Source organism: Delftia acidovorans SPH-1, from assembly GCF_000018665.1.
In the GTDB taxonomy this organism is placed as follows: domain Bacteria; phylum Pseudomonadota; class Gammaproteobacteria; order Burkholderiales; family Burkholderiaceae_C; genus Comamonas; species Comamonas acidovorans.
On sequence record NC_010002.1, the window covers coordinates 1496369 to 1517587 of the forward strand.

Annotated in this window: 21 protein-coding genes; 13 read left to right on the forward strand and 8 right to left on the reverse strand. The window is 68.6% G+C overall.

The annotated features are described in order from the left end of the window. Window positions 1–34 precede the first annotated feature (34 nt). From DACI_RS06785 to DACI_RS06795, 3 genes are read left to right on the forward strand one after another with little or no spacing between them, the layout of a single operon-like run. On the forward strand, window positions 35–865 hold the full coding sequence (locus DACI_RS06785; protein WP_012203272.1) for an acyl-CoA thioesterase: 831 nt from the start codon (window positions 35–37) through the stop codon (window positions 863–865). Between the two features lie 16 nt (window positions 866–881). After that, window positions 882–1676: an enoyl-CoA hydratase gene (locus DACI_RS06790; RefSeq protein WP_012203273.1), complete on the forward strand. Its 795-nt coding sequence runs from the start codon at window positions 882–884 to the stop codon at window positions 1674–1676. Continuing rightward, window positions 1670–2170: a thioesterase family protein gene (locus DACI_RS06795; RefSeq protein WP_012203274.1), complete on the forward strand. Its 501-nt coding sequence runs from the start codon at window positions 1670–1672 to the stop codon at window positions 2168–2170. Before DACI_RS06790 ends, DACI_RS06795 begins: the two co-directional genes overlap by 7 nt. A gap of 40 nt (window positions 2171–2210) precedes the next feature. On the opposite strand, the gene DACI_RS06800 is transcribed toward DACI_RS06795, so the two are convergent. After that, window positions 2211–3590, reverse strand: a complete 1380-nt coding sequence (locus DACI_RS06800) for an MATE family efflux transporter (protein WP_012203275.1) — start codon at window positions 3588–3590, stop codon at window positions 2211–2213. Beyond that, entirely contained in the window at window positions 3587–4054 is a 468-nt protein-coding gene (locus DACI_RS06805) for a MarR family winged helix-turn-helix transcriptional regulator (RefSeq protein ID WP_012203276.1), read from the reverse strand. The genes DACI_RS06800 and DACI_RS06805 overlap by 4 nt, the downstream gene beginning before the upstream one ends. A gap of 218 nt (window positions 4055–4272) precedes the next feature. On the opposite strand from DACI_RS06805, the gene DACI_RS06810 reads away from it, so the two are divergent. Then, window positions 4273–4938: a bactofilin family protein gene (locus DACI_RS06810; RefSeq protein ID WP_012203277.1), complete on the forward strand. Its 666-nt coding sequence runs from the start codon at window positions 4273–4275 to the stop codon at window positions 4936–4938. A 75-nt stretch (window positions 4939–5013) separates the two neighbouring features. On the opposite strand, the gene DACI_RS06815 is transcribed toward DACI_RS06810, so the two are convergent. Then, on the reverse strand, window positions 5014–5490 hold the full coding sequence (locus DACI_RS06815; protein WP_012203278.1) for an acyl-CoA thioesterase: 477 nt from the start codon (window positions 5488–5490) through the stop codon (window positions 5014–5016). Between the two features lie 41 nt (window positions 5491–5531). Between DACI_RS06815 and DACI_RS06820 the strand changes: the two genes are divergently transcribed. Next, on the forward strand, window positions 5532–7358 hold the full coding sequence (locus tag DACI_RS06820; protein WP_012203279.1) for an ABCB family ABC transporter ATP-binding protein/permease: 1827 nt from the start codon (window positions 5532–5534) through the stop codon (window positions 7356–7358). Window positions 7359–7418: 60 nt separating this feature from the next. Here DACI_RS06820 and DACI_RS06825 read toward each other — a convergent pair whose 3' ends face one another. After that, window positions 7419–9311 (reverse strand): S9 family peptidase, encoded by a 1893-nt coding sequence (locus DACI_RS06825; protein ID WP_085930544.1) that lies wholly within the window; start codon window positions 9309–9311, stop codon window positions 7419–7421. A 230-nt stretch (window positions 9312–9541) separates the two neighbouring features. On the opposite strand from DACI_RS06825, the gene DACI_RS06830 reads away from it, so the two are divergent. From DACI_RS06830 to DACI_RS06860, 7 genes are all read left to right on the forward strand, one after another. After that, window positions 9542–10300: a GntR family transcriptional regulator gene (locus tag DACI_RS06830; RefSeq protein ID WP_012203281.1), complete on the forward strand. Its 759-nt coding sequence runs from the start codon at window positions 9542–9544 to the stop codon at window positions 10298–10300. Between the two features lie 94 nt (window positions 10301–10394). Further along, on the forward strand, window positions 10395–11486 hold the full coding sequence (locus DACI_RS06835; RefSeq protein WP_012203282.1) for an aromatic ring-hydroxylating oxygenase subunit alpha: 1092 nt from the start codon (window positions 10395–10397) through the stop codon (window positions 11484–11486). A 98-nt stretch (window positions 11487–11584) separates the two neighbouring features. Continuing rightward, the gene (locus DACI_RS06840) at window positions 11585–12058 is read left to right on the forward strand and encodes a MarR family winged helix-turn-helix transcriptional regulator (RefSeq protein ID WP_012203283.1); all 474 of its coding nucleotides are present in this window, start codon (window positions 11585–11587) and stop codon (window positions 12056–12058) included. Window positions 12059–12312: 254 nt separating this feature from the next. Continuing rightward, window positions 12313–13665, forward strand: coding sequence for an MFS transporter (locus DACI_RS06845; RefSeq protein WP_012203284.1), 1353 nt, complete (start codon window positions 12313–12315; stop codon window positions 13663–13665). Between the two features lie 30 nt (window positions 13666–13695). Continuing rightward, a complete protein-coding gene (locus DACI_RS06850; protein WP_012203285.1) occupies window positions 13696–14772 on the forward strand; it encodes an aromatic ring-hydroxylating dioxygenase subunit alpha in 1077 nt (358 codons plus the stop codon). 32 nt (window positions 14773–14804) lie between these two features. Next, entirely contained in the window at window positions 14805–15767 is a 963-nt protein-coding gene (locus DACI_RS06855) for a PDR/VanB family oxidoreductase (protein ID WP_012203286.1), read from the forward strand. A gap of 106 nt (window positions 15768–15873) precedes the next feature. Beyond that, entirely contained in the window at window positions 15874–16821 is a 948-nt protein-coding gene (locus DACI_RS06860; protein WP_012203287.1) for a 2-hydroxyacid dehydrogenase, read from the forward strand. Between the two features lie 8 nt (window positions 16822–16829). Here the strand turns inward: DACI_RS06860 and DACI_RS06865 are convergent, their stop codons facing one another. Further along, window positions 16830–17255 (reverse strand): hypothetical protein, encoded by a 426-nt coding sequence (locus DACI_RS06865; RefSeq protein WP_012203288.1) that lies wholly within the window; start codon window positions 17253–17255, stop codon window positions 16830–16832. A 131-nt stretch (window positions 17256–17386) separates the two neighbouring features. Between DACI_RS06865 and DACI_RS06870 the strand changes: the two genes are divergently transcribed. After that, entirely contained in the window at window positions 17387–18043 is a 657-nt protein-coding gene (locus DACI_RS06870; protein ID WP_012203289.1) for a TetR/AcrR family transcriptional regulator, read from the forward strand. 156 nt (window positions 18044–18199) lie between these two features. On the opposite strand, the gene DACI_RS06875 is transcribed toward DACI_RS06870, so the two are convergent. Genes DACI_RS06875 through DACI_RS06885 form a run of 3 tightly spaced genes read right to left on the reverse strand, consistent with a single transcriptional unit; the run spans window position 18200 to window position 21116 of the window. Beyond that, entirely contained in the window at window positions 18200–19243 is a 1044-nt protein-coding gene (locus tag DACI_RS06875) for a DctP family TRAP transporter solute-binding subunit (protein WP_012203290.1), read from the reverse strand. A 32-nt stretch (window positions 19244–19275) separates the two neighbouring features. Further along, on the reverse strand, window positions 19276–20574 hold the full coding sequence (locus DACI_RS06880; RefSeq protein ID WP_012203291.1) for a TRAP transporter large permease: 1299 nt from the start codon (window positions 20572–20574) through the stop codon (window positions 19276–19278). Beyond that, window positions 20571–21116: a TRAP transporter small permease gene (locus DACI_RS06885; RefSeq protein ID WP_012203292.1), complete on the reverse strand. Its 546-nt coding sequence runs from the start codon at window positions 21114–21116 to the stop codon at window positions 20571–20573. Before DACI_RS06885 ends, DACI_RS06880 begins: the two co-directional genes overlap by 4 nt. Window positions 21117–21219: the final 103 nt, after the last annotated feature.

Below are 21219 nucleotides of genomic sequence, written 5' to 3' on the forward strand. Positions count from 1 at the left end.
ACGCGGGCCCCGCTTGCCATCACACTCGTTTGCCATGAGCACAGACATCCATCCTCTCGACCAGGCCGTGGCGCTCACGCCCACCGGCGCCGTTGGCCACTACCAGGGCCAGACCACGCAGGACTACTGGAACATGGTGGGCCCGTACGGCGGCATCACCGCCGCCGCGCTGGTGCAGGCCATCCAGCAGCATCCGCTGTGCCTGGGCGATCCGCTGTCCATCACCGTCAACTACGCGGCCGCGCTGGGCGCGGGGCGCTTCGACATCGAGGCCCGCCCCGTTCGCACCAACCGCTCCACCCAGCACTGGCTGCTGACCATCACCCAGCCTGACCAGGACGGTGATGCCCAGGTCGTCACCACGGCCACGGCCGTCACGGCCGTGCGGCGCAGCACCTGGGGCGGTACCGACCTGGCCATGCCCGAGGTGCCGTCGCCCGCCGTCGTGCCGCGCGTGCCGCCTCTGGGGGGCGTGGAGTGGCTCAACCGCTACGACATGCGCTTTCTCGACGGCATCATTCCCCAGACTTGGGATGGCCGCGAGACCGACAGCCTCACGCGCCTGTGGGTGCGCGACGAGCCGCCGCGCGCACTGGATTTTTGCGCGCTGGCCGGCCTGGCTGACGTATTCTTCCCGCGCGTGTGGCTGCGCCGCGCACAGCGCACCCCGGCGGGCACGGTGTCCATCACCGTCTACTTCCATGCGGGGCGCGAGGAACTGGCCGCCGCAGGCACGGGCCACCTGCTGGCCCAGGCGCGCGGCCAGGAATTTCGCAACGGCTTCTTCGACCAGAGCGCCCAGCTGTGGAGCGAGGCCGGCGTGATGCTGGCGAGCAGCCACCAGATCGTGTATTTCAAGGAATAAGCAAGGCAAGACCATCATGAGCGAAACCACCCAGGACATCCTCGTGCACACCGAAGCCGGTGTCTGCACCATCACCTTCAACCGCGCAGACAAGAAGAACTCCATCACCGAGGCCATGTACGCCAGCATGGCCGATGCGCTGGCCCAGGCCGGCGAAGACGCCGCCGTGCGCTGCGTGGTCTTCCAGGGCGACATGGCCATCTTCAGCGCGGGCAACGACATTGCCGACTTCCTCAAGCAGTCGGCCGGCGGCGCCGCCAGGCCGGAGGGCGAGCAGCGCCCCGTCTGGCGCTTCCTGCACAACATCGCCGCCTTTCCCAAGCCCGTGATCGCCGCCGTCTGCGGCCCGGCCGTGGGCATCGGCACCACCTTGCTGCTGCACTGCGACCTGGTCTATGCGGGCGACAACGCGGCCTTCTCGCTGCCCTTCGTGAACCTGGGCCTGTGCCCCGAAGCGGCCTCCAGCCTGCTGCTGCCCCAGATGCTCGGCTACCACCGCGCGGCCGAGGCCCTGCTGCTGGGCGAGCCCTTCCTGGCCGAAGCCGCCCTGGAAGTGGGCCTGGTCAACCGCGTCGTGCCGCCCAGCGAATGCAATGCGCTGGTCCAGGCCCAGGCCAGGAAGCTGGCCGCCAAGCCGCTGTCGGCCCTGATCGAGACCAAGCGCCTCATGAAGGCCGGCCAGTCCGGCCTGGTGCGCGAGCGCATGGCCGAGGAGGGCGCGAGCTTCGGCAAGCTGATGGGCGGGCCTGCTGCCAAGGAGGCGTTCACCGCGTTCATGGAGAAGCGCAAGCCGGACTTCAGCCAGTGCTGAAATCCACGAAGGCCTCCGAGGCCTCCGAGGCGCCCGTGCAGTTCGAGCCCGAGTTCATCGCCGGGCTGCGCGAAGTGTTCGAGCGCCAGATCGCCTTCAACCAGGTGCTGGGCCTGCGCATCACCGAAGTGCTGCCCGAGCGGGTTGAAGGCCGCATCACCATGCGACCCGAGCTCATAGGCCACGCCGCCTACCAGCGCATCCACGGCGGCGTGATCAGCGCCGGCCTGGACTCCATGGGCGGCCTGGCCGTCATGGCGGCCATCGGTGCCAAGCACATGGACGATGCGCCGCTGCAGCGCCTGCACCGCTTCTCGCGCCTGGGCACCATCGACCTGCGCGTGGACTACCTGCGCCCCGGCATAGGCAGCGAATTCATCCTGCGCGCCGAGGTGCTGCGGCTGGGTTCGCGCGTGGCCAACACGCGCATGGAATTCCTGGGGGCCGATGGCAGCTTGCTGTCCACGGGGACGGCGGCGTACATCGTTTCTTGAAGCATGGCCCGCCGACTGCGGGCCTTCTTTTTGCGTTTCTTCACCCCCAGCGCGCGCGCCACACGGCCCAGGCCGTGCCTGCGCCATAGGCGGCCATGGCCACGGCCACGAGGATGAACAGCGACTGGGCGCTGCCCAGGCCGCTGGACATGAGCCAGCCGCCGCCCACCACCACGATCAGCAGGCGCACCGTGCCTGCCAGCACGGGAGCCCAGACGCGGCCTGCGCCCAGGGAGGCGAAGTACAGCACCAGTCCCAGGCCGAACAGCCCGAAGGCCGGGCCCACGGTGCGCAGGTAGAGGTCGGCATAGGCGCGCACGGCCGGGTCGCCGGTGAAGATGCCTGACCACAGCTGCGGCCAGACCATGACCACCAGGCCCAGCACGCCCAGCAGGGCGGCGGCCATGGCGCCGCCCGACCAGGCCACGCGGCGCGCGCGGGCCACCTGGCCTGCGCCCATGGCCATGCCCACCATGGGCACGGCGGCCATGCCCACGCCGAAGGCCATGGGGATCAGCAGGAACTCCAGCCGCTGGCCTATGCCGTAGCCGGCCAGGGCCAGCGGGCCCAGGCGGGCGACCATGCCTGTCAGCAGCAGCGCGGCCAGCGCCGTTTGCACGGGGGACAGGCAGGCCAGGGCGCCCACGCGCAGGATGTCGCGGAACATGGGCCAGGCCAGGCGCGGCGTGCGCCAGTCCAGTTGCAGGCGCTGCTGGCCCCACTGCAGGTAGGCCAGAAAGGCCGCCACGGACAGCACCATGGCCACGATGTTGCCCACGGCCACGCCCGGCATGCCCCAGCGCGGCATGGGACCCAGGCCCAGCCCCAGCGTGCCGCCGACGGCGATCTGCACCAGCGAGGCCGCAAAGATCACGGCCGACGGCATGCGCATATTGCCCGTGCCCCGCACCACCGAGGCCAGCGTATTGCACAGCCACACCAGGATGGCACCGCTGAACAGTACGGCGCCAAAGCCCGTGGCCGCTGCCAGCACCTCGCCGCGCCCGCCCAGCCAGCCGTAGAAGGTGGCGCCGCACAGCACGAAGATGAGCGAGTACAGCAGGCCTGCGATGGCGCCGATCACGATGGCGTGCAGGGCCAGTGCCGAGGCACGCGCGCCATCGCCAGCACCCAGCGCGCGGCTGATGGCTGAGGACACGCCGCTGCCCATGGCACCGTTGCTCATCATCTGCGTGAGCATGGCCAGCGGAAACACCAGGGCCATGGCCGCCAGCGATACGGTTCCCAGCTGTCCCACGTAGTAGGTCTCGGCCACGGCGACCAGCACCGACATGCTCAGCGCCACCATGTTGGGCACGGCCAGGCGCACCAGGGTGGAGGCGATGGGGCCGCTGACCAACGGATGCGCTGACCCGCTGGCCGCAGCGCCAGGGGCTGCGGAGGGCAGGGCGGCGCTCATTCCGCGCTCTCCTGTGTGGCGGTTTCCAGCACGGGCAGCATGCTCAGCACCAGGCTTTCAAGCGCGCCGATCTGCTCGCTGCCGCACAGCTCGCGCACGCGCTGCTGGGCCTGGCGCCACAGGGCGGCAGCCTCGCGGATGCGGGCGCGGCCTTCGGGCGTGACCACCACGCAGCGGCTGCGCGCATCCGCGCCGGGAACCAGGTCGATGAAGCCGGCCTGCTGCAGCGTGCGCAGGTTGCGCGTCATCGTCGTGCGGTCGGTGTGCAACTGCTCGGCCAGGGCCGAGACCGTGGGCGGGCCGTCGGGCGCATTGCGTGCCTGCACCAGCAGGCTGAACTGCGTGCCGCGCAGGCCGCTGGGCGCCAGCGTGTCGTCATAGAGCTGCGAGATCTTGCGCGACAGGCTGCGCACCATGAAGCAGGTGCAGACCGGACTGGCGGCGCTTGAGGTGGAGGAGGTCATGGGGCGTGGGGCAGGTGGCCTGGAATGGAAATGAGTGTAGATGCACCTATTGATTTGCGCATGTCCGCTGCGCGACCTGCGCATGCGCGGTGTGTGATCGAGAAAGGCTTGCAAGCACATGAAACGGGAGAACCATCTCGTTACCGTTCTTGCGAGATGCCGGCATTTGTTGCCAGTTCGTGTGCGTAGCATCGGATTTTTCCGAAGGAGACCCACCCATGGCTGTTCAGAACCCGTTCTTTGGCAAGCGCGACAACGATGCTTTCACCTCCCGCAACACCCTGGGCAGCGGCACAGGCGCCGCCAGCACGGGCGGCAGCCCTTCGGGAGCCGTCATGCCCAGCTCCAGCGTGAGCAGCCCGGCATCCACCCAGCGCCAGGCCTCGCCTGTGTCGCAGGACTCTCCGGGCAGCAAGCTCACCGTGGGCCCCAACATCAAGCTCAAGGGCGTGGAGATCACCGATTGCGACACGCTGGTGGTCGAAGGCACGGTGGAGGCCACCATGGACTCGCGCGTGATCCAGATCGCCGAGCAGGGCGCCTTCCATGGCACGGCCGAGATCGATATCGCCGAGATCCATGGCGTGTTCGATGGCACGCTGACCGTGCGCGAGAAGCTGGTCATCTACGGCACGGGCAAGGTCAGCGGCAAGATCCGCTACGGCAAGGTGGTGATTGAAGAGGGCGGCGAGCTCACGGGCCAGATCGAGGCCGGTTCCTCGCCGCGTTCATCTTCGGGTTCGGCCGTGGCGTCCAGCGCCTCCAGCCTGTCCTCTTCCTCGTCGGCCGTCTCCAGCGACAGCGCCGCCAGCAGTTCCGCTGCCCTGGCGGCGGCCACCGCAGCGGCCTCGCTGCAGCCGCGCGTCACGCCGTCGCTGGCATGAGCCATCTCTGCTGCCGGAAATGAAAAAGCGACCTGCGAAGGTCGCTTTTTTCATGGCTGCAGAGGCGGGGCGGGTTCAGCCGGCCTGCTGCTGCTTGCGTTCTGCATTGCGCTCGGCCGCTGCGCGCCAGGAGCGCACCTGATCGTTGTCCGGCAGCGACTGGGGCTTGCCCTGGCCGTCGATGGCCACGTAGGTCAGCAGGGCTTCGGTCACCTTGACGAAGCGGCCCTGGTCGGCAAAGCGCTCGGCATAGACCTCGACATCGACCGTGACCGAGGTGCGGCCCACGCGCTGCACGCTGGAGTAGAACGACAGGATGTCGCCCACTCGCACAGGCTGCTTGAAGATGAACTCGTTCACGGCCACGGTGACCATGCGGCTCTGGCCCAGGCGCGAGGGCAGCACGGAACCTGCCAGGTCAACCTGCGCCATGACCCAGCCGCCGAAGATGTCGCCATTGGCGTTGACATCGGCGGGCATGGGAATGACCTTGAGAACCAGCTCCTTGTCTGCGGGCAAGGGATGGGGCGGGAGGTCGGGGCGGGGTGGCATGGGCACAATCGGGTCAATATAACAACCGAGAATTGTCTTTCATGCGACGCGAGAGCGCTTCCCCTACGGATTTACCCTTAGTCCCAACCCCGGCACCGTCGCGGGACTGGAACGCGCTGCGGCGCCTGCTGCCCTACCTGTGGCAATACAAGTGGCGCGTGCTGGCGGCGCTGGGCTTCATGATCGGGGCCAAGCTCGCCAACGTGGGCGTGCCGGTGCTGCTCAAGCACCTGGTCGATGCGCTGGATCTGAAGGCCGGCGACGCCCGCGCGGTGCTCGTCGTGCCCGTGGCCCTGTTGCTGGCCTACGGGCTGCTGCGCTTTTCCAGCTCGCTGTTCACCGAGCTGCGCGACCTGGTCTTTGCCAAGGCCACGCAGGGCGCCTCGCGGGCGATTGCGCTGTCCACCTTCGAGCACCTGCATGCGCTGAGCCTGCGCTTTCACCTGGAGCGCCAGACCGGCGGCATGACGCGCGACATCGAGCGCGGCGTGCGCAGCACCGAGTCGCTGATCTCGTATTCGCTCTACAGCATCCTGCCCACCTTCATCGAGATGGCGCTGGTGCTGGGCATCCTGGCGCTGCGGTTCGATATCTGGTTCGCGGTCATCACGCTGGCGGCGCTGGTGTTCTACATCACGTTCACCGTCACGGTGACCGAGTGGCGCACGCGCTTTCGGCGCGAGGCCAATGCCCAGGAGTCGGCGGCGCACACCAAGGCCATCGACTCGCTGCTGAACTACGAGACCGTCAAGTACTTCGGCAACGAGGGCTTCGAGGCGCGGCGCTATGACGAGAACCTGGAGGCGCTGCGCCGCGTGCGCCTCAAGAGCCAGACCACGCTGAGCATGCTCAACTGCGGGCAGCAGCTGATCATCGCCACGGCCCTGGTCGCCATCCTCTGGCGGGCCACGCAGGGCGTGGTGGACGGGCGGCTGTCGCTGGGCGACCTGGTCATGGTCAATGCCTTCATGATCCAGCTCTACATCCCGCTGGGCTTTCTGGGCGTGATCTACCGCGAGATCAAGCAGAGCCTGACCGACCTGGAGCGCATGTTCACCCTCATGGACAAGGAGCGCGAGGTGGCCGATGCGCCCGGCGCCCGGCCCCTGCCGGCCGACGGCGCACCGCCCGAGCTGCGCTTCGAGCATGTGGACTTTGCCTATGACCCCGAGCGGCCCATTCTCAAGGACGTGAGCTTCACCATTCCGGCCGGCAAGACCGTGGCCGTGGTCGGCCCTTCGGGCTCGGGCAAGAGCACGCTGGCGCGGCTGATCTTCCGCTTCTACGACGTGCAGTCCGGCCATGTGCGCATCGCCGGGCACGACCTGCGCGAGCTGACCCAGGACAGCGTGCGCGGCGCCGTGGGCATCGTGCCGCAGGACACGGTGCTCTTCAACGACACGGTGGAATACAACATCGCCTACGGCCGCCCGGGCGCCAGCCGCGACCAGGTGGTGGCGGCCGCACGCGCCGCGCGCATCCACGACTTCATCGAGGCCACGCCCCAGGGCTATGCCACGCGCGTGGGCGAGCGCGGCCTCAAGCTGTCGGGCGGCGAAAAGCAGCGCGTGGCGATTGCGCGCACCCTGCTCAAGGACCCGCCCATCCTGATCTTTGACGAGGCGACTTCGGCGCTGGACTCGGCCAACGAGCGCGCCATCCAGGCCGAGCTGCAAAGCGCCGCGCGCAACAAGACGGCGCTGGTGATTGCCCACCGCCTGTCCACAGTGGTCGATGCGCACGAGATCCTGGTCATGGATGCCGGGCGCATCGTAGAGCGCGGCACCCACGCCCAACTGGTCGCGGCGGGCGGGCGCTATGCGGACATGTGGGCGCTGCAGCAAAGCGGGGAGCCCGCCGTGCTGTAGCGCGGTGCGACCGGGCGGCCGGGCGGCCGGGCGACCGGGTGGCCTGGCGCCTGGACGGCTTCAGGGCTTGAGGTGCGTGACCAGGAACTGCTCCATGGCCTCGTAGAACTCGAACTTGTTCTCGTCGTTGTGAAAGCCGTGGCCCTCGTTGTCCTTGACCATGTACTGCACCTCGACGCCGCGCTCGCGCAGCGCCTTCACCACCTGGTCGCTCTCGTCCTTGTTCACGCGCGGATCGCGCGCGCCCTGGGCGATGAACAGTGGCGCCTTGATGCGGTCCACATGCAGGGCCGGCGAGGTGGCGGCCAGGCGCTCCCTGTCGCGCTCGGGATCGCCCACCATGGCGTGCATCTGGTCCAGCAGCGGCTTCCAGTAGGGCGGAATGGTCTTCATGAAGGTGAACAGGTTGGACACGCCCACATAGTCCACGGCCGCCGCATACAGGTCGGGCGTGAAGGCCACGCCGGCCAGCGTGGCATAGCCGCCATAGCTGCCGCCATAGATGCCGATGCGCGCAGGGTCGGCAATGCCCTGGTCGATCAGCCAGTGCACGCCATCGGTGATGTCGTCCTGCATCTTCAGGCCCCACTGGCCGAATCCCGCTTCCCAGAACGCGCGGCCATAGCCCGTGGAGCCCCGGAAGTTCACCTGCAGCACGCAGAACCCCCGGTTGGCGAGGAACTGCACCTCGGGGTTGTAGCCCCAGCCGTCGCGGGCCCAGGGGCCGCCGTGCGGGTTGATGATGCAGGCCAGGTTCCTGGGCTCGCGGCCGGCCGGCAAGGTCAGGTAGCCGTGGATGGTCAGGCCGTCGCGGCTGGTGTAGCTGACGGGCTGCACGCGCGACATGGCGGACTCGGGGATGGCCGGGTTGATGTCGGCCAGCTTGGTCAGCGCATCGGCGGCCGCGTCGTAGATGTAGCGCGCGCCCGGCGTGCGGTCGTTGAAGGCGGCGACGATGAACTTGTCCTCGGCGCGGTTGGCGCCCTGGATGGCGAAGTCGTAGCCCGGCAACTGCGCAGCCAGCCGGCCGTAGAGGGCTTCGGTCTCGGCATCGAAGAAGCGGTACTGCGGCTTGTCGGTCTGGTAGGCGGCCAGGGTCAGCACGCGGCGCTTGCGCGAATAGGCCGCCGCGCCCAGATCGACTTCCTCGGGCACGAAGATTTCCTCTTCCTCGTCAGGCCGGGCCGGGTCGATGACCACCAGGGCCAGCTTGTCGCGGCCCCGGTTGGACAGGGCGTAGAGCTTTTGGTCGTCGAAGGTGAAGAAGGCCGGGCTGACGCTGGTGCGGTAGTCGGTGGTGATCAGGGGCTGGAACTCGCCGGCCTCGTCGTCGCGGTAGAGCAGGGCGCTGTTCAGGCCGTCGCTGGCCACGGCGGTCCGCACGCGGCCCGCATGGTCGGTCTGCCAGCCGACGATGTTGCCGGGGTTCTGCGCCACCAGTTGCGCCGCGCCCGTGTGCACGTTCACGCGGTACACGTCGAAGACCTCGGCATCGCGCTGGTTGTGGCTGATCAGCACATGGTCGGGGTCGTCTTCCAGGTCGTCCTCGATGCTGGCGCGCACGCCGTCCCAGGGCGTCAGGTCGGTGGCCTGGCCGCTGCGCGCGTTGACCGCCAGCACGTGGAAGTTCTCGTCGCCGCCGAAGTCCTTCTGGTAGAGCACCACATCCGAGCCCTTCCAGAAGAAGTTGCTGATGTCGCGCTCGGTCTCGGCCGTGATGCGGCGCGGCTCGCCCACAGGGGTGCTGCCCTCCAGCGCCTGCACATGAATGTTCATTCGCGCCGGATAGCCGTCCACGCTGACGGGCTGCATGAAGCCCAGCATGCTTCCGTCATCGGCCAGGCGGAAGAAGCCGCGCTCCGGATTGCGGAAGAAGTCCTTGATCGGATAGGCCTGCGGAGCCTGCGCATCGGCGCTGGCATCCCGTGCCAGGTTGAGGATGTGGGCGGCCATGGCGGGGTGTCGGGAAAACGTCGGCAAGGGTGACCTCCTGGGTTGCAGCGGCAGGGGAAAAAGGGAGCCGGCCATGATGCCATGGCGATGTATACAAACAGGCGGGCCACTGTCTTTGCCGGGATTGGTTGTATACATTTGATTGGTGTTTTCCCGCATTTTTGCGGAAATATGCGCCATAAATTGCCTTGGTTGTATACATTCACGCCATTCCATCCAGACAAAGCCCCATGAGCCCCCAGCTTGCCCCCGCCGCCTCCGAAGCGGAAAGCCACTCCCAGGTCATCAAGGCCCAGCTGCAACTGCGCGAGATGATTCTTGCGGGCGAACTGCCCGCAGGCGAGCGCATCGCCGAGCTGACCGTGGTGCAGCGCCTGGGCATCTCGCGCACGCCGGTGCGCGCCGCGCTGATGCGGCTGGAGCAGGAAGGCCTGCTCGAAGCCATGGCCGGCGGGCGCGGCTACCGCGTGCGGCTGTTCTCCGAGGCCGATGTGGCCGATGCCATCGAGCTGCGCGGCACGCTGGAAGGCCTGGCCGCGCGCTGGGCGGCCGAGCGCGGCGTGGCCGAGCCGCTGCTGGCCCAGGCCGGCCGCTGCCTGGACGCCATCGACCGTGTGCTGGAGACGGCCGACTGGGGCGACGAGGCCTTCTCGCGCTATGTGGCGCTGAACTCCGAATTCCACGACCTGCTGCACTCCATGGCCGGCAGCAGCGTCATGCAGCGCGAGCTGGAGCGCGTGGTGCGCATGCCCTTCGCCTCGCCTTCGGGCTTTGTGCTGGCGCGGGCCGAATCCCCGCGTGCGCGCCACAGCCTGATGGTGGCCCAGGACCAGCACCGCCAGGTGCTGGACGCCATTGCCGCGCGCGAGGGCGCCCGGGCCGAGGCGCTGATGAAAGAGCACTCGCGCATCGCGCGCCGCAACCTGCGCGAGGCCGTGAGCGAGCCCGGCAGCCACGCGGTTCCTGGCGTGCAGTTGATCCGAGCCTGATCCAAGCTTGATACGTGCCGGCGGCCTCGGCCGCCCGTGCCCCAGCCACCGCAGCGCCAAGGACTGCGGACCCCACCCATAAAGGAGACCCCCCATGAGCACATTTCCCAAGAACACCTGGTACGTGGCCGCCACGTCCGACGAGATCCAGGACAAGCCGCTGGGCCGTCGCATCTGCGGCGAGCGCATCGCGTTCTACCGCGCGCAGCACGGCATTGCCGCCGTGGAGGATTTCTGCCCGCACCGCGGAGCGCCCCTGTCGCTGGGCTTTGTCTGCGAGGGCAAACTGGTCTGCGGCTACCACGGGCTGGAGATGGGCTGCGACGGCAAGACCATTGCCATGCCGGGCCAGCGCGTGCGCGGCTTCCCCGAGATCCGCAGCTATCCCGTCGAGGAGCGCCACGGCTTCATCTGGGTCTGGCCCGGCGACAAGGCGCTGGCCGATGCCGCCCTGATTCCGAAGCTGCCCTGGCACGACAACCCCGAATGGGCCTACGGCGGCGGCATGTTCCACATCCAGGCCGACTACCGGCTGATGATCGACAACCTCATGGACCTGACGCACGAGACCTATGTGCACGCCAGCTCCATCGGCCAGGCCGAGATCGACGAGACGCCCTGCAAGACCGAGACGCGCGGCGAGGGCGCCGATGTCGAGGTCGTCACCAGCCGCTTCATGAACGACATCCCCGCCCCCCCGTTCTGGAAGATGGCGCTGCGCAGCAACGGCCTGGCCGACGATGTGCCCGTGGACCGCTGGCAGGTCTGCCGCTTCACCCCGCCCAGCCATGTGCTGATCGAGGTCGGCGTGGCCCATGCAGGCCACGGCGGCTACGACGCGCCCGACGAACACAAGGTCTACAGCATGGTGGTGGACTTCATCACGCCGGAGACCGAGGAATCCATGTGGTACTTCTGGGGCATGGCGCGCCGCTTCAATCCGGGCGATGCCGAAGTCACCGACCGCATCCGCGAGGGCCAGCACAAGATCTTCAGCGAAGACCTGCAGATGCTGGAGCTGCAGCAGCGCAACCTCAGTGCCCACCCCGACCGCAAGCTGCTCAAGCTCAACATCGATGCGGGCGGCGTGCAGTCGCGCAAGGTCATCGACAAATGGATTGCGCAGGAGCAGCAGGCGGCGGCGGTGGCCGCAGCAGCGGCCCAGCCTGCCGCCGCCGTGGCCTGAGGCTGCCGGCATGGCCAGGCCAGCAGGCGCGGGCGGCGCCGGGGATGGGGTAACCTCGGCGGGCTTCAACCCCAGGGCCGCAAGGCCTGCCGCCACCGATGGTCCACTCCGCCTCCGATCCGCTTTCCATCGACCTCTACGACCAGCCGGGCCACCTGATCCGGCGCGCGCAGCAGATCGCGGCGCAGCTGTTCCGCGACGTGCTGGGGCCGGACGTGACGCCGGTGCAGTACGCCATCCTGCGCATGCTGCAGGAAAAGCCGGGCATCGACCAGGTGACGCTGGCGCGGCTGGTGGCGCTGGACAACTCCACCACGGCCGACATCGCGGCGCGCCTGGAGGCCAAGGGCTGGGTGCTGCGCGAGATCCTGCCCCGGCGCCAGCGGCGCCTGACGCTCACGGCCGAGGGCGAGACCATGCTGGCCGGCTTCGTGCCCAATGTCCACGAACTGCACGAGCGCATGCTGGCCGCGCTCGAACCCCAAGAGCAGGCCGAGTTCAAGCGCCTGCTGCGCAAGTTCGTGCAGCTGCACGACGCACGCGACACCCTCGACGCTTCCTCATCCGACTGACGGCGGCCCGGCCGCCTCCGCGTCCGAGTCTGCGCGGCCCCGCCTGATCGGGGAAATCCCGGTATCTTGCGCAGATTTTCATTCAGTAAACTGAATCACATTCAGCATACGTAATGATGTGCTGAGAACACAAGAAAGCTCCCACAGAGCTTCAACCCAAGGAGACCCACGATGACTGCCTCTACCCCTGTCCCATGGCTGCAGCGGCCTTGCGCCGCCGCATCGTCCAACTGCCCGTTGCGGGAGCTGCGGCCATGAGCGCCCACCTGCGTGCAAGCGTCGACCAGCGGCCGATGACGCGCTTCCAGTGGTCGGTCATAGCCCTGTGCATGGTGCTCAACATGATCGACGGCTTCGACGTGCTGGTCATGGCCTTCACGGCCTCGGCCGTGTCGGCGCACTGGCAGCTCAGCGGCGCCCAGCTGGGCTTTCTGCTCAGTGCGGGCCTGTTCGGCATGGCGGGCGGATCGCTGCTGATTGCGCCCTGGGCCGACCGGCTGGGCCGCCGGCCGCTGATCCTGGCCTGCCTGGCCCTCTCGGGCGTGGGCATGCTGGGCTCGGCATTCAGCCACAGCGCCATCCAGCTTGCGGCGCTGCGCGTGCTCACGGGCCTGGGCGTGGGCGGCATCCTGGCCTGCAGCAACGTGATCGCCAGCGAATACGCCTCGCAGCGCTGGCGCAGCCTGGCCGTCACCCTGCAGTCCACGGGCTACGCGCTGGGCGCCAGCATCGGCGGCTCCATCGCGGTGTGGCTGCTGGGAAGCCATGACTGGCGCGCGGTCTTCCTGTTCGGCGGCTGCGTGACGCTGGGCGTGCTGGTCCTGGCCTGGTGGCGCCTGCCGGAATCCATGGACTTTTTGCTGGCGCGGCGCCCAGCCGGCGCGCTGCAGCGGCTCAATGCCCTGGCGGTCCGCCTGGATCTGCCCACGCTGGGGGCGCTGCCGCCTGCCGCGCCCGCATCGGCGGGACCGGCGCGGCGGGGCCCGCTGCAGCTGTTTGCGCCGGGCCTGCGCCGGCCCACGCTGCTGGTCTGGCTGTCGTTCTTCGCGGTGATGTTCGGCTTTTACTTCGTCATGAGCTGGACGCCCAAGCTGCTGGCCGCCTCGGGCCTCACGCCCGAGCAGGGCGTGACCGGCGGCGTGCTGCTGAGCCTGGGCGGCATTCTGGGCGCCACCTTGCTGGGCCTGCTGGCGGCGCGCTATCCCGTGCACCGCGCGCTGGCCGGCTTCATGCTGGCCACGGCCGTGCTGCTGTGCTTCATCGTGAGCAATCCGGGCTCGCTGCTGCTGTCTTACGCGCTGGCCTTCCTGATCGGCGTCTTCGTCAACGGCTGCGTGGCGGGGCTCTATGCCATCGCGCCCATGGTCTATGGCGGCGAGGTGCGCGTGACCGGCGTGGGCTGGGGCATAGGCATAGGGCGCATCGGCGCCATCGTCTCGCCCATGGTCGCGGGCTCGCTGCTCGACGCCTCCTGGTCGGCCAGCCAGCTGTACGTGGGTTATGGCGCGGCCTTCGTGTTCGCGGCCTGCATCGTGTCGCTGCACCGGCTGCAAGGGCCCGAAGCCGGCAGGCCCGCAGCCACGGGCCGCACGCTGTCGGCGCATTGAGCGCGGCTTGCAGACAAGAAGGAGAACCCCATGACCGAATGCACCACCATTGCACCCGCCTCCACGCCTGCCTTCCCGCTGGACCAGTGGTATGTCGCCGGCTTTGCCTGGGAACTGCAGGACGCGCCGCTGGCGCGTACCCTGCTGGGCCGGCCCGTCGTGCTGTTTCGCACGCCCGATGGCAGCGTGGCCGCGCTGGAAGACCGCTGCTGCCACCGCGAGCTGCCGCTGTCCTGCGGCACGGTGGAGGCGCGCGGCCTGCGCTGCGGCTACCACGGCCTGCTGTTCGACCGCGCCGGGCAGTGCCTGGAGATTCCGGGCCAGCAGCGCATACCGCCCAAGGCCTGCGTCAAGTCCTTCGACCTGCGCGAACGTGACCAGATCCTCTGGATCTGGATGGGCGCCACGCCCGATTCCGTGCCCGCGCAGGAGCCGCCCGCCTATCCCGTGCACGGCGATGCGCGCTACCGCTTCGGCGGCGATGTCTACCACTACGACGCGCCCTACCAGCTCATCCACGACAACCTGCTGGACCTCAGCCACCTGGGCTATGTGCACCTCAAGACCATCGGCGGCAATGCCGGTGTCCACATGAATGCCGAGCTCAAGGTCCGCCAGGACGGCGACAGCGTCACCGTGCTGCGCTGGATGCCAGACTCCGACCCGCCGCCCACCTATGCGGCGGCCTGGCCGTTCGCGGGCCGCATCGACCGCTGGCAGGAGGTGGAGTTCCACCCCTCGCATGTGCGCATCTGGACCGGCGCCATGGACGCAGGCAGCGGGCAGCTGGACGATCCGCAGCGCGAAGGCTTTCACATGCGGGGCTTTCACGGCGTGACGCCGGAGACCGAGCATTCGGCCCACTACTTCTGGACCATCGCCACCAACCCGCATCCCGACATGCAGGACACCACGCGCCTGGTGATCGACCAGACGGCCGCCACCTTCGAGGAGGACAAGGTCGTCATCGAGGCACAGTTCCGCAACCAGCAGCGCTTTGGCGCGCGCCCCGTCATCGACATCCACGTGGACGCCGGCCCCAACCGCGCGCGCCGCGTGATCAGCCGGCTGCGCGAGGCCAGCGCCCGTGCGCTGGCGGCGGCCTGATTTTCCGAACCCCTCCATTCCCACGTTTCCCCATGCAAGCCAACTCGATCCTTCAAGTGCGTGTCGCGCGCAAATGCGCAGAGGCGCAGGACATCTGCAGCCTTGAACTCGTGCCGCTGGACGGCCAGAGACTGCCCGCCTTCACGGCCGGCTCGCACATCGACCTGCACCTGCCCGGTGGCCTGGTGCGCCAGTACTCGCTGTGCAACGACCCGCAGGACACGGGCCGCTATGTGGTCGGCGTGCTGCGCGAGGCCGCCTCGCGCGGCGGCTCGGCCGCCGTGCACGAACAGGTGCAGGAAGGCCAGCAGATCGCCATTGGCGCGCCGCGCAACCACTTCGCGTTGCATGCAGACGGCCCTGCGCGGCATCTGCTGCTGGCCGGCGGCATAGGCATCACGCCCGTGCTGGCCATGGCGCGCCACCTGGCGCGCGAGGGTGCCGATTTCGAACTGCACTACTGCGCGCGTTCGCGCGAGCGCATGGCCTTCACGGCCCTGCTGCAGTCCATGCCCTGGGCCGACCGCGTGCATCTGCATGTGGATGGCGAGGGGGCGCTCGACATGGCGCAACTGCTCGGCGCCCCGCAGGCGGGCCTGCACCTGTATGTCTGCGGCCCGCGCGGCTTCATGGACGCGGCCCTGGGCCATGCCCGCGCGTCGGGCTGGAGCGAGGACAGTCTGCACTACGAGTTCTTCGCGGGCGAGGCCGTGCAGCGCGAGGGCGATGCCGGGTTCGAGATCGAGATCGCCAGCACCGGCCAGGTGGTGCGCGTGGCGCCCGAGCAGACTGTGGTCCAGGCGCTGGCCGGCATCGGCGTGGAGGTGCAGACCTCGTGCGAGCAGGGCGTGTGCGGCACCTGCCTCACGCGTGTGCTCTCGGGCGAGCCCGAGCACCGCGACATGTACCTGACCGAGGACGAGCAGGCCGCCTGCGACCAGTTCCTGCCCTGCTGCTCGCGCGCCAAATCCGCCCGGCTGGTGCTGGACCTGTAGCGCTGCACCGCGCAGGGCCCCTGGCGGGTGGACAATGGGTTTTCCCTTGCCCACAGCCCGTTGAAGCCGCTGATTTCCCCGCGGCAGCGGGCGCCGCTCTTTCGCCATGCAACCTGCCCTGCTTGTCCTGAACTTCAACGCCGAAGGCCATCTGCGCCAGATGGCCCAGGCCTTTCCCTCCTTCGACCTGCTCTACGCGCCCGACGCCAGCCAATGCGAGGCGGCTCTCGCCGAGCACGGCGCACGCATCCAGGCCGTGCTGACCATCGGCTCCATCGGCCTGTCGGCCGCGCAGATGCAGCGCATGCCTGCGCTGCGGCTGGTCTGCGCGCTGGGCGCGGGCTACGAGAACATCGATGTCGCCCATGCGCAGGCCCATGGCATTGCCGTGGGCAATGGCGCGGGAACCAATGACGACTGCGTGGCCGACCACGCCATGGGCCTGCTGATCGCCTCCGTGCGCGGCCTGGTGCGCCTGGACCGCGCCACGCGCGACGGCGTCTGGCGCACCGCCATGCCGCTGCCGCCCAATGTCTCGCACAAGCGCCTGGGCATCCTCGGCATGGGCGCCATCGGCGCCAAGATCGCCCAGCGCGCGCTGGGCTTCGAGATGGAGATCGGATACCACAACCGCAGCCAGCGCAGCGAGCTGCCACACCGCTACTTCGGCGATCTGCTGTCCCTGGCGCAATGGGCCGATGTGCTGCTGGTCGCCACGCCGGGCGGCCCGGGCACGCGCCACCTCATCAACACGCAGGTGCTGGATGCGCTGGGCCCGCAGGGCCATCTGGTCAATATCGCGCGCGGCAGCGTGGTCGATACCGCCGCCCTGGCCGCCGCCGTGCGCGAAGGCCGCCTTGCCGGCGCGGGCCTGGATGTCTACGAAAGCGAACCCGCGCCCCCGGCCGAACTGCTGGACCTGGACGCCGTGGTGCTCACCCCCCATGTGGGCGGCTGGTCGCCCGAAGCCGTGCAGGCCTCGGTGGACCGCTTCATCGCCAACATGCGCTGCCACCTGGAAGGCCGCCCGCTGGTCTCGCCGGTCACGGCCTGAGGCCGGATTCAGCCCTGTGCCATCCCGGCAGCTGCTGCCAGGTGCAGCAGCCCCATGACCAGGCAGATGGCCGAGGACACATGCCAGAAGCGGTCGCTGTTGTCCGGGAAACGCGGCTTCAGCCACGGATAGGCCACGGCCCGCGCCACCAGCACCAGGCCGGCCCCGGCCAGCACCGTGCGCATGAAGGGCAGGGGACCCAGCAGGCCCGCGCCTGCCAGCGCATACCCCGCCAGCAGCGACAGCACCACGCCGATGGCCGCCGACACCAGCGGCGGATACCAGTGCCCGGCCTCGGCCATGCGCGCCATGCGCTCGCCGGCACCCATGAGCCGCAGCCCGCGTCCCCCCCAGACGATGCAGGCGAAGTGGGCCAGCGCGGCCGCCGTGTCGAACAGGGCGGCGGCCAGGGCCAGCAGTTGCAAGCCCTTCACGGCAGGGCTTCCCACGCGCCGGTGTGCTGATGTTTCTTCATGGTGTATTCCTTGGGATTTGCTGCAATGGCCGGCCACTGTAGTGCTTAAACTCCGGGCAGAAAACTCGCCTTGTGCTCAGGTTTTGCCGCATGCCCTCCCATACCTCCGCTACCACTGAATCCCAGAGAAGAAGACAGCCCGTACAGGCCCGTGCGCAGCGCACGCTGCAGGCCATTGTTCAGGCAGCAGCTCAGATTCTGGTCAAGGAGGGCGAAGCCGCGCTCACCACCAACCGCATTGCCGAGCGCGCAGGCGTCTCCATCGGCACGCTCTACCAGTACTTCCCCGACAAGCAGGCCGTCTTCCGCGCCATGGTCGATGGCCAGCGCCGTGTGGCCGTCGCGGCCATCGAGGCCTGGCTGGAGCAGGCGTCGGAGCAGGGCCTGCCGCGCGAGGCCGTGGCGCGCGGCGTGGTCGCCTGCATCGTCGAGGGCTTTGCGGGCCGCACGCCTGCGCGGCGCAAGCTGGCGCGCTTTGCCTGGCGCCAGGATGGTGACGAGCGCATTGCCCTGTCCATGCGCGAGACCGCCGAGCGCATGGCCGCCCACCTGCAGCGCTGGGGTGGCCCCTCGCTGTCCTATGCGCGCCTTTACGTAGCCACGCGGGCCGTGCTGGGCACGGTGCGCTTCGCCTCGCTGGAGGCCTCGCCGCTGATTGCCTCGGGCGCACTGGAGGAGCTGCTGTGCGAGATGGGGACAGACATGTTGCTGGGTGGCGTGCAGGGCGCCGGCGCTGCTGCCTCATAGAGGCTGTCCCATTCGCCGAGGCCATCATGGGGGCATGGCGTTCGTTGAGGGCGTGCCGGAGGCCCGGGCCGTTCCTGCGCAGGAGGATGGCAAAAAAAGGCCCCGCAGAGCGGGGCCTTTTGCTTCTACCGGAGTGTGCGATCAACCGATAGCATTCTAACGAGTTCGCGCGGCAATGGCTTTCTCCGCCACATCCACCAGGTCGGTGCCGACCTGCTGCTTCCACTTGTCGTAGACGGGGCGCGTGGCCTTGACGAAGGCTTCGCGTTCGGCCGGCGTGAGCTGGGTCACGGTCACGCCGTTGGCGGCCAGGTCCTTGAGCAGGGGCTTGTCGGCCTCGATCATGCCCTTGCGCGCGATCACGATCTGCTCCTTGGCGGCGTCCACGGCGGCCTGGCGCACGATGTCCTGGTCTTCCTTGGTCCAGGTGGCCCAGATGTCCTTGTTGACCACGAAGATCAGCGGATCGTTGATGTAGCCCCACAGCGTCAGATGCTTCTGGCCCACGGACTGCAGCTTGGCGGCCATGTAGACCGAGACGGGGTTTTCCTGGCCGTCCACGGCGCCGCTGGCCATGGCGGGCTGGGCATCGGCCCAGCTCATCTGCGTGGGGTTGGCGCCCAGCGCGGTGAAGGTGTCCAGGAACAGCGGCGAGCCCACGACGCGGATCTTCAGGCCCTTGAGGTCGGCAGGGGTCTTGATGGCGTGCTTGGAGTTGCTGATCTCGCGGTAGCCGTTCTCGCCCCAGGCCAGCGGCACCACGCCGGCCTTTTCCAGGCGCTGGAACAGGCGCTTGCCGGGCTCGCCATGCGTGAGTGCGTCGGCAGCGGCGTAGTCGGGCATGAGGAAGGGCAGGGCGAACAGGTTCAGCTCCTTGATCTGGGGCGACCAGTTCAGCGTGGAGCCCACGGCCATGTCGATCACGCCCTGGCGCAGCGCGCTGAATTCGCGCGTCTGGTCGCCCTGGATCAGGGACACGCCCGGGTAGAGCTTGATGTTGATGCGGCCGTTGGTGCGCTCGCGCACCTTGTTGGCCCAGATCTCGCCGCCCTTGCCCCAGGGAAAGGCCGTGCCCAGCACCAGCGACATGCGGTACTCGCTCTTGTACTTGGCCGGAGTCTGCGCCACTGCGGGAGCGGACGAAAGGGCCAGGGCCGCAGCCGCGGCCAGGCCGCTGGCGAGGAAAGTGCGAAGTTTCATTGCGAAGGTCTCCTTGTTGAATTTTTGGGAAATCAGTAGCCCAGGCGTGCTGGGAGCCAGAGAGCCAGCTGCGGGAAGGCGATCACTGCGATCATCACCAGGAACATGGCCAGCAGCATGGGGCCGACCCAGCGCACGGTGGACTCCATGCGCACGCCCGCGATGCGGCAGGACACCATCAGGTTCACGGCCAGCGGCGGCGTGAACTGGCCCAGCGCCACCTTGAGCGTGAGGATGACGCCGAACCACACCGGGTCCCAGTTGTAGTGCTGCATGATCGGCAGCAGCAGCGGCACGAAGATCAGGAAGATGGAGATGCCGTCCAGGAACATGCCGACGGTGATCAGCAGCAGGATCAGCAGCGCCATCACGCCGTACTCGCCCAGGCCCGAGTCCACGATGGCCTTGGCCACCGGATCGATCACGCCCAGCGTGGACAGCGAGAACGCGAAGATGCCGGCCAGCGACACCACCAGCAGGATCACGGCCGACAGCTCGCCGGCCTCGCGCAGGATGGGGTAGAGGTCGCGCAGCGTGATGGTGCGGTGGATCACCATGCCCACGAACAGGCCGTAGAACACGGCCACCACGGCGGCCTCGGTGGGGGTGAACCAGCCGGCGCGCATGCCGCCCAGGATCAGCACCGGAGCGGCCAGGCCCCAGGAGGCCTCGCGCAGGCTGCGCCAGAACGGCGGGCGCGGCATGGACGACTCCAGCGCACCCATCTTGTGCTTGCGCGACATCCACACGGCAGGAATGATCAGCGCCACGCCGGCCAGGATGCCGGGGATCATGCCGGCCGCAAACAGCGCCGGCACCGAGGCGCCGGGCACCAGCACCGAGTAGATGATGAAGGCCACGGACGGCGGGATCAGGATGTCGGTGGCCGCGGCCGCGCCCACCACGCTGGCCGAGAAGCTGCCCGGATAGCCGGCACGGCTCATGGCCGCGATCATCACGCCGCCCACGGCGGCGGCATTGGCCGGGCCCGAGCCCGAGATGCCGCCCAGGAACATGGCCACGGCAATCGCCACCAGGGGCAGCATGCCGGGGCCGCGGCCCACGATGGCCACGGCGAAGTTCACCAGACGCAGCGCCACGCCAGAGCGGTCGAAGATCGAGCCCACGAGCACGAACATCGGAATCGCCAGCAGCGGGTACTTGCCCAGGCCCGCGTAGAAGTTCTGCGGCACGGCCAGCAGGCCGTACCACTGCGTGTCGGGGCTGGCCAGCGCGATGGCGGCGGCGCCCGCCAGGCCCAGGGCCGCGCCGATCGGCACGCCCAGGAACATCAGGCCCAGGAAGGCGATGAAGAGCAGGGTTGCGATCATTGCGCCTTCTCCCCGGGGCTGTCATCGAAGGCGCCAGGGCGGCCCTGGCGCTGGAACAGCTGCAGCGCGCGCACCGTGATCAGGGCCGAGCAAATCGGCAGCCACATCGAATACCACCACTGCGGCACGCCGATGCCGGGCGAGGTTTCCTCGAAACGGTAGTCGTCCCAGACCACGCGCACGCTCAGTGCGGCGATCACGGCGAACAGCAGGGCCACCATCAGCGTGCCGAAGCGCGCCAGGCGCTTCCTGCGCAGGGCGCTGCCGCCTTCGGCGAAGTACTCGATGCGGATATGGGCGTTGCGCGCCACGGCCGCCGAGCCCGCGACCATGGCCAGCAGGATCATCAGGAAGACCGAGATTTCCTCGGTCCAGGCGAAGGAGGAGGAGGTGAAGTAGCGCACCAGCACATTGGCGAAGGTGATCAGGGCCAGCAGGGCCATGATCACCACGGTGAGCCAGTCCTCGATGCGCAGCGAACGCGGCTCGTCCGGCTGCGAAGGCGTCTCAGCGGCGCCGTTTTCGGTGGGAGGGGATGACATGGACGCGGGGAGTCAGAAAATTACACATGGCGGGGCAGATGCAGTCACTGAGCTTCCTCGGCGTCGTGTGCCGGGGGCCGTGAGGAAAAAATGTCACATTGGG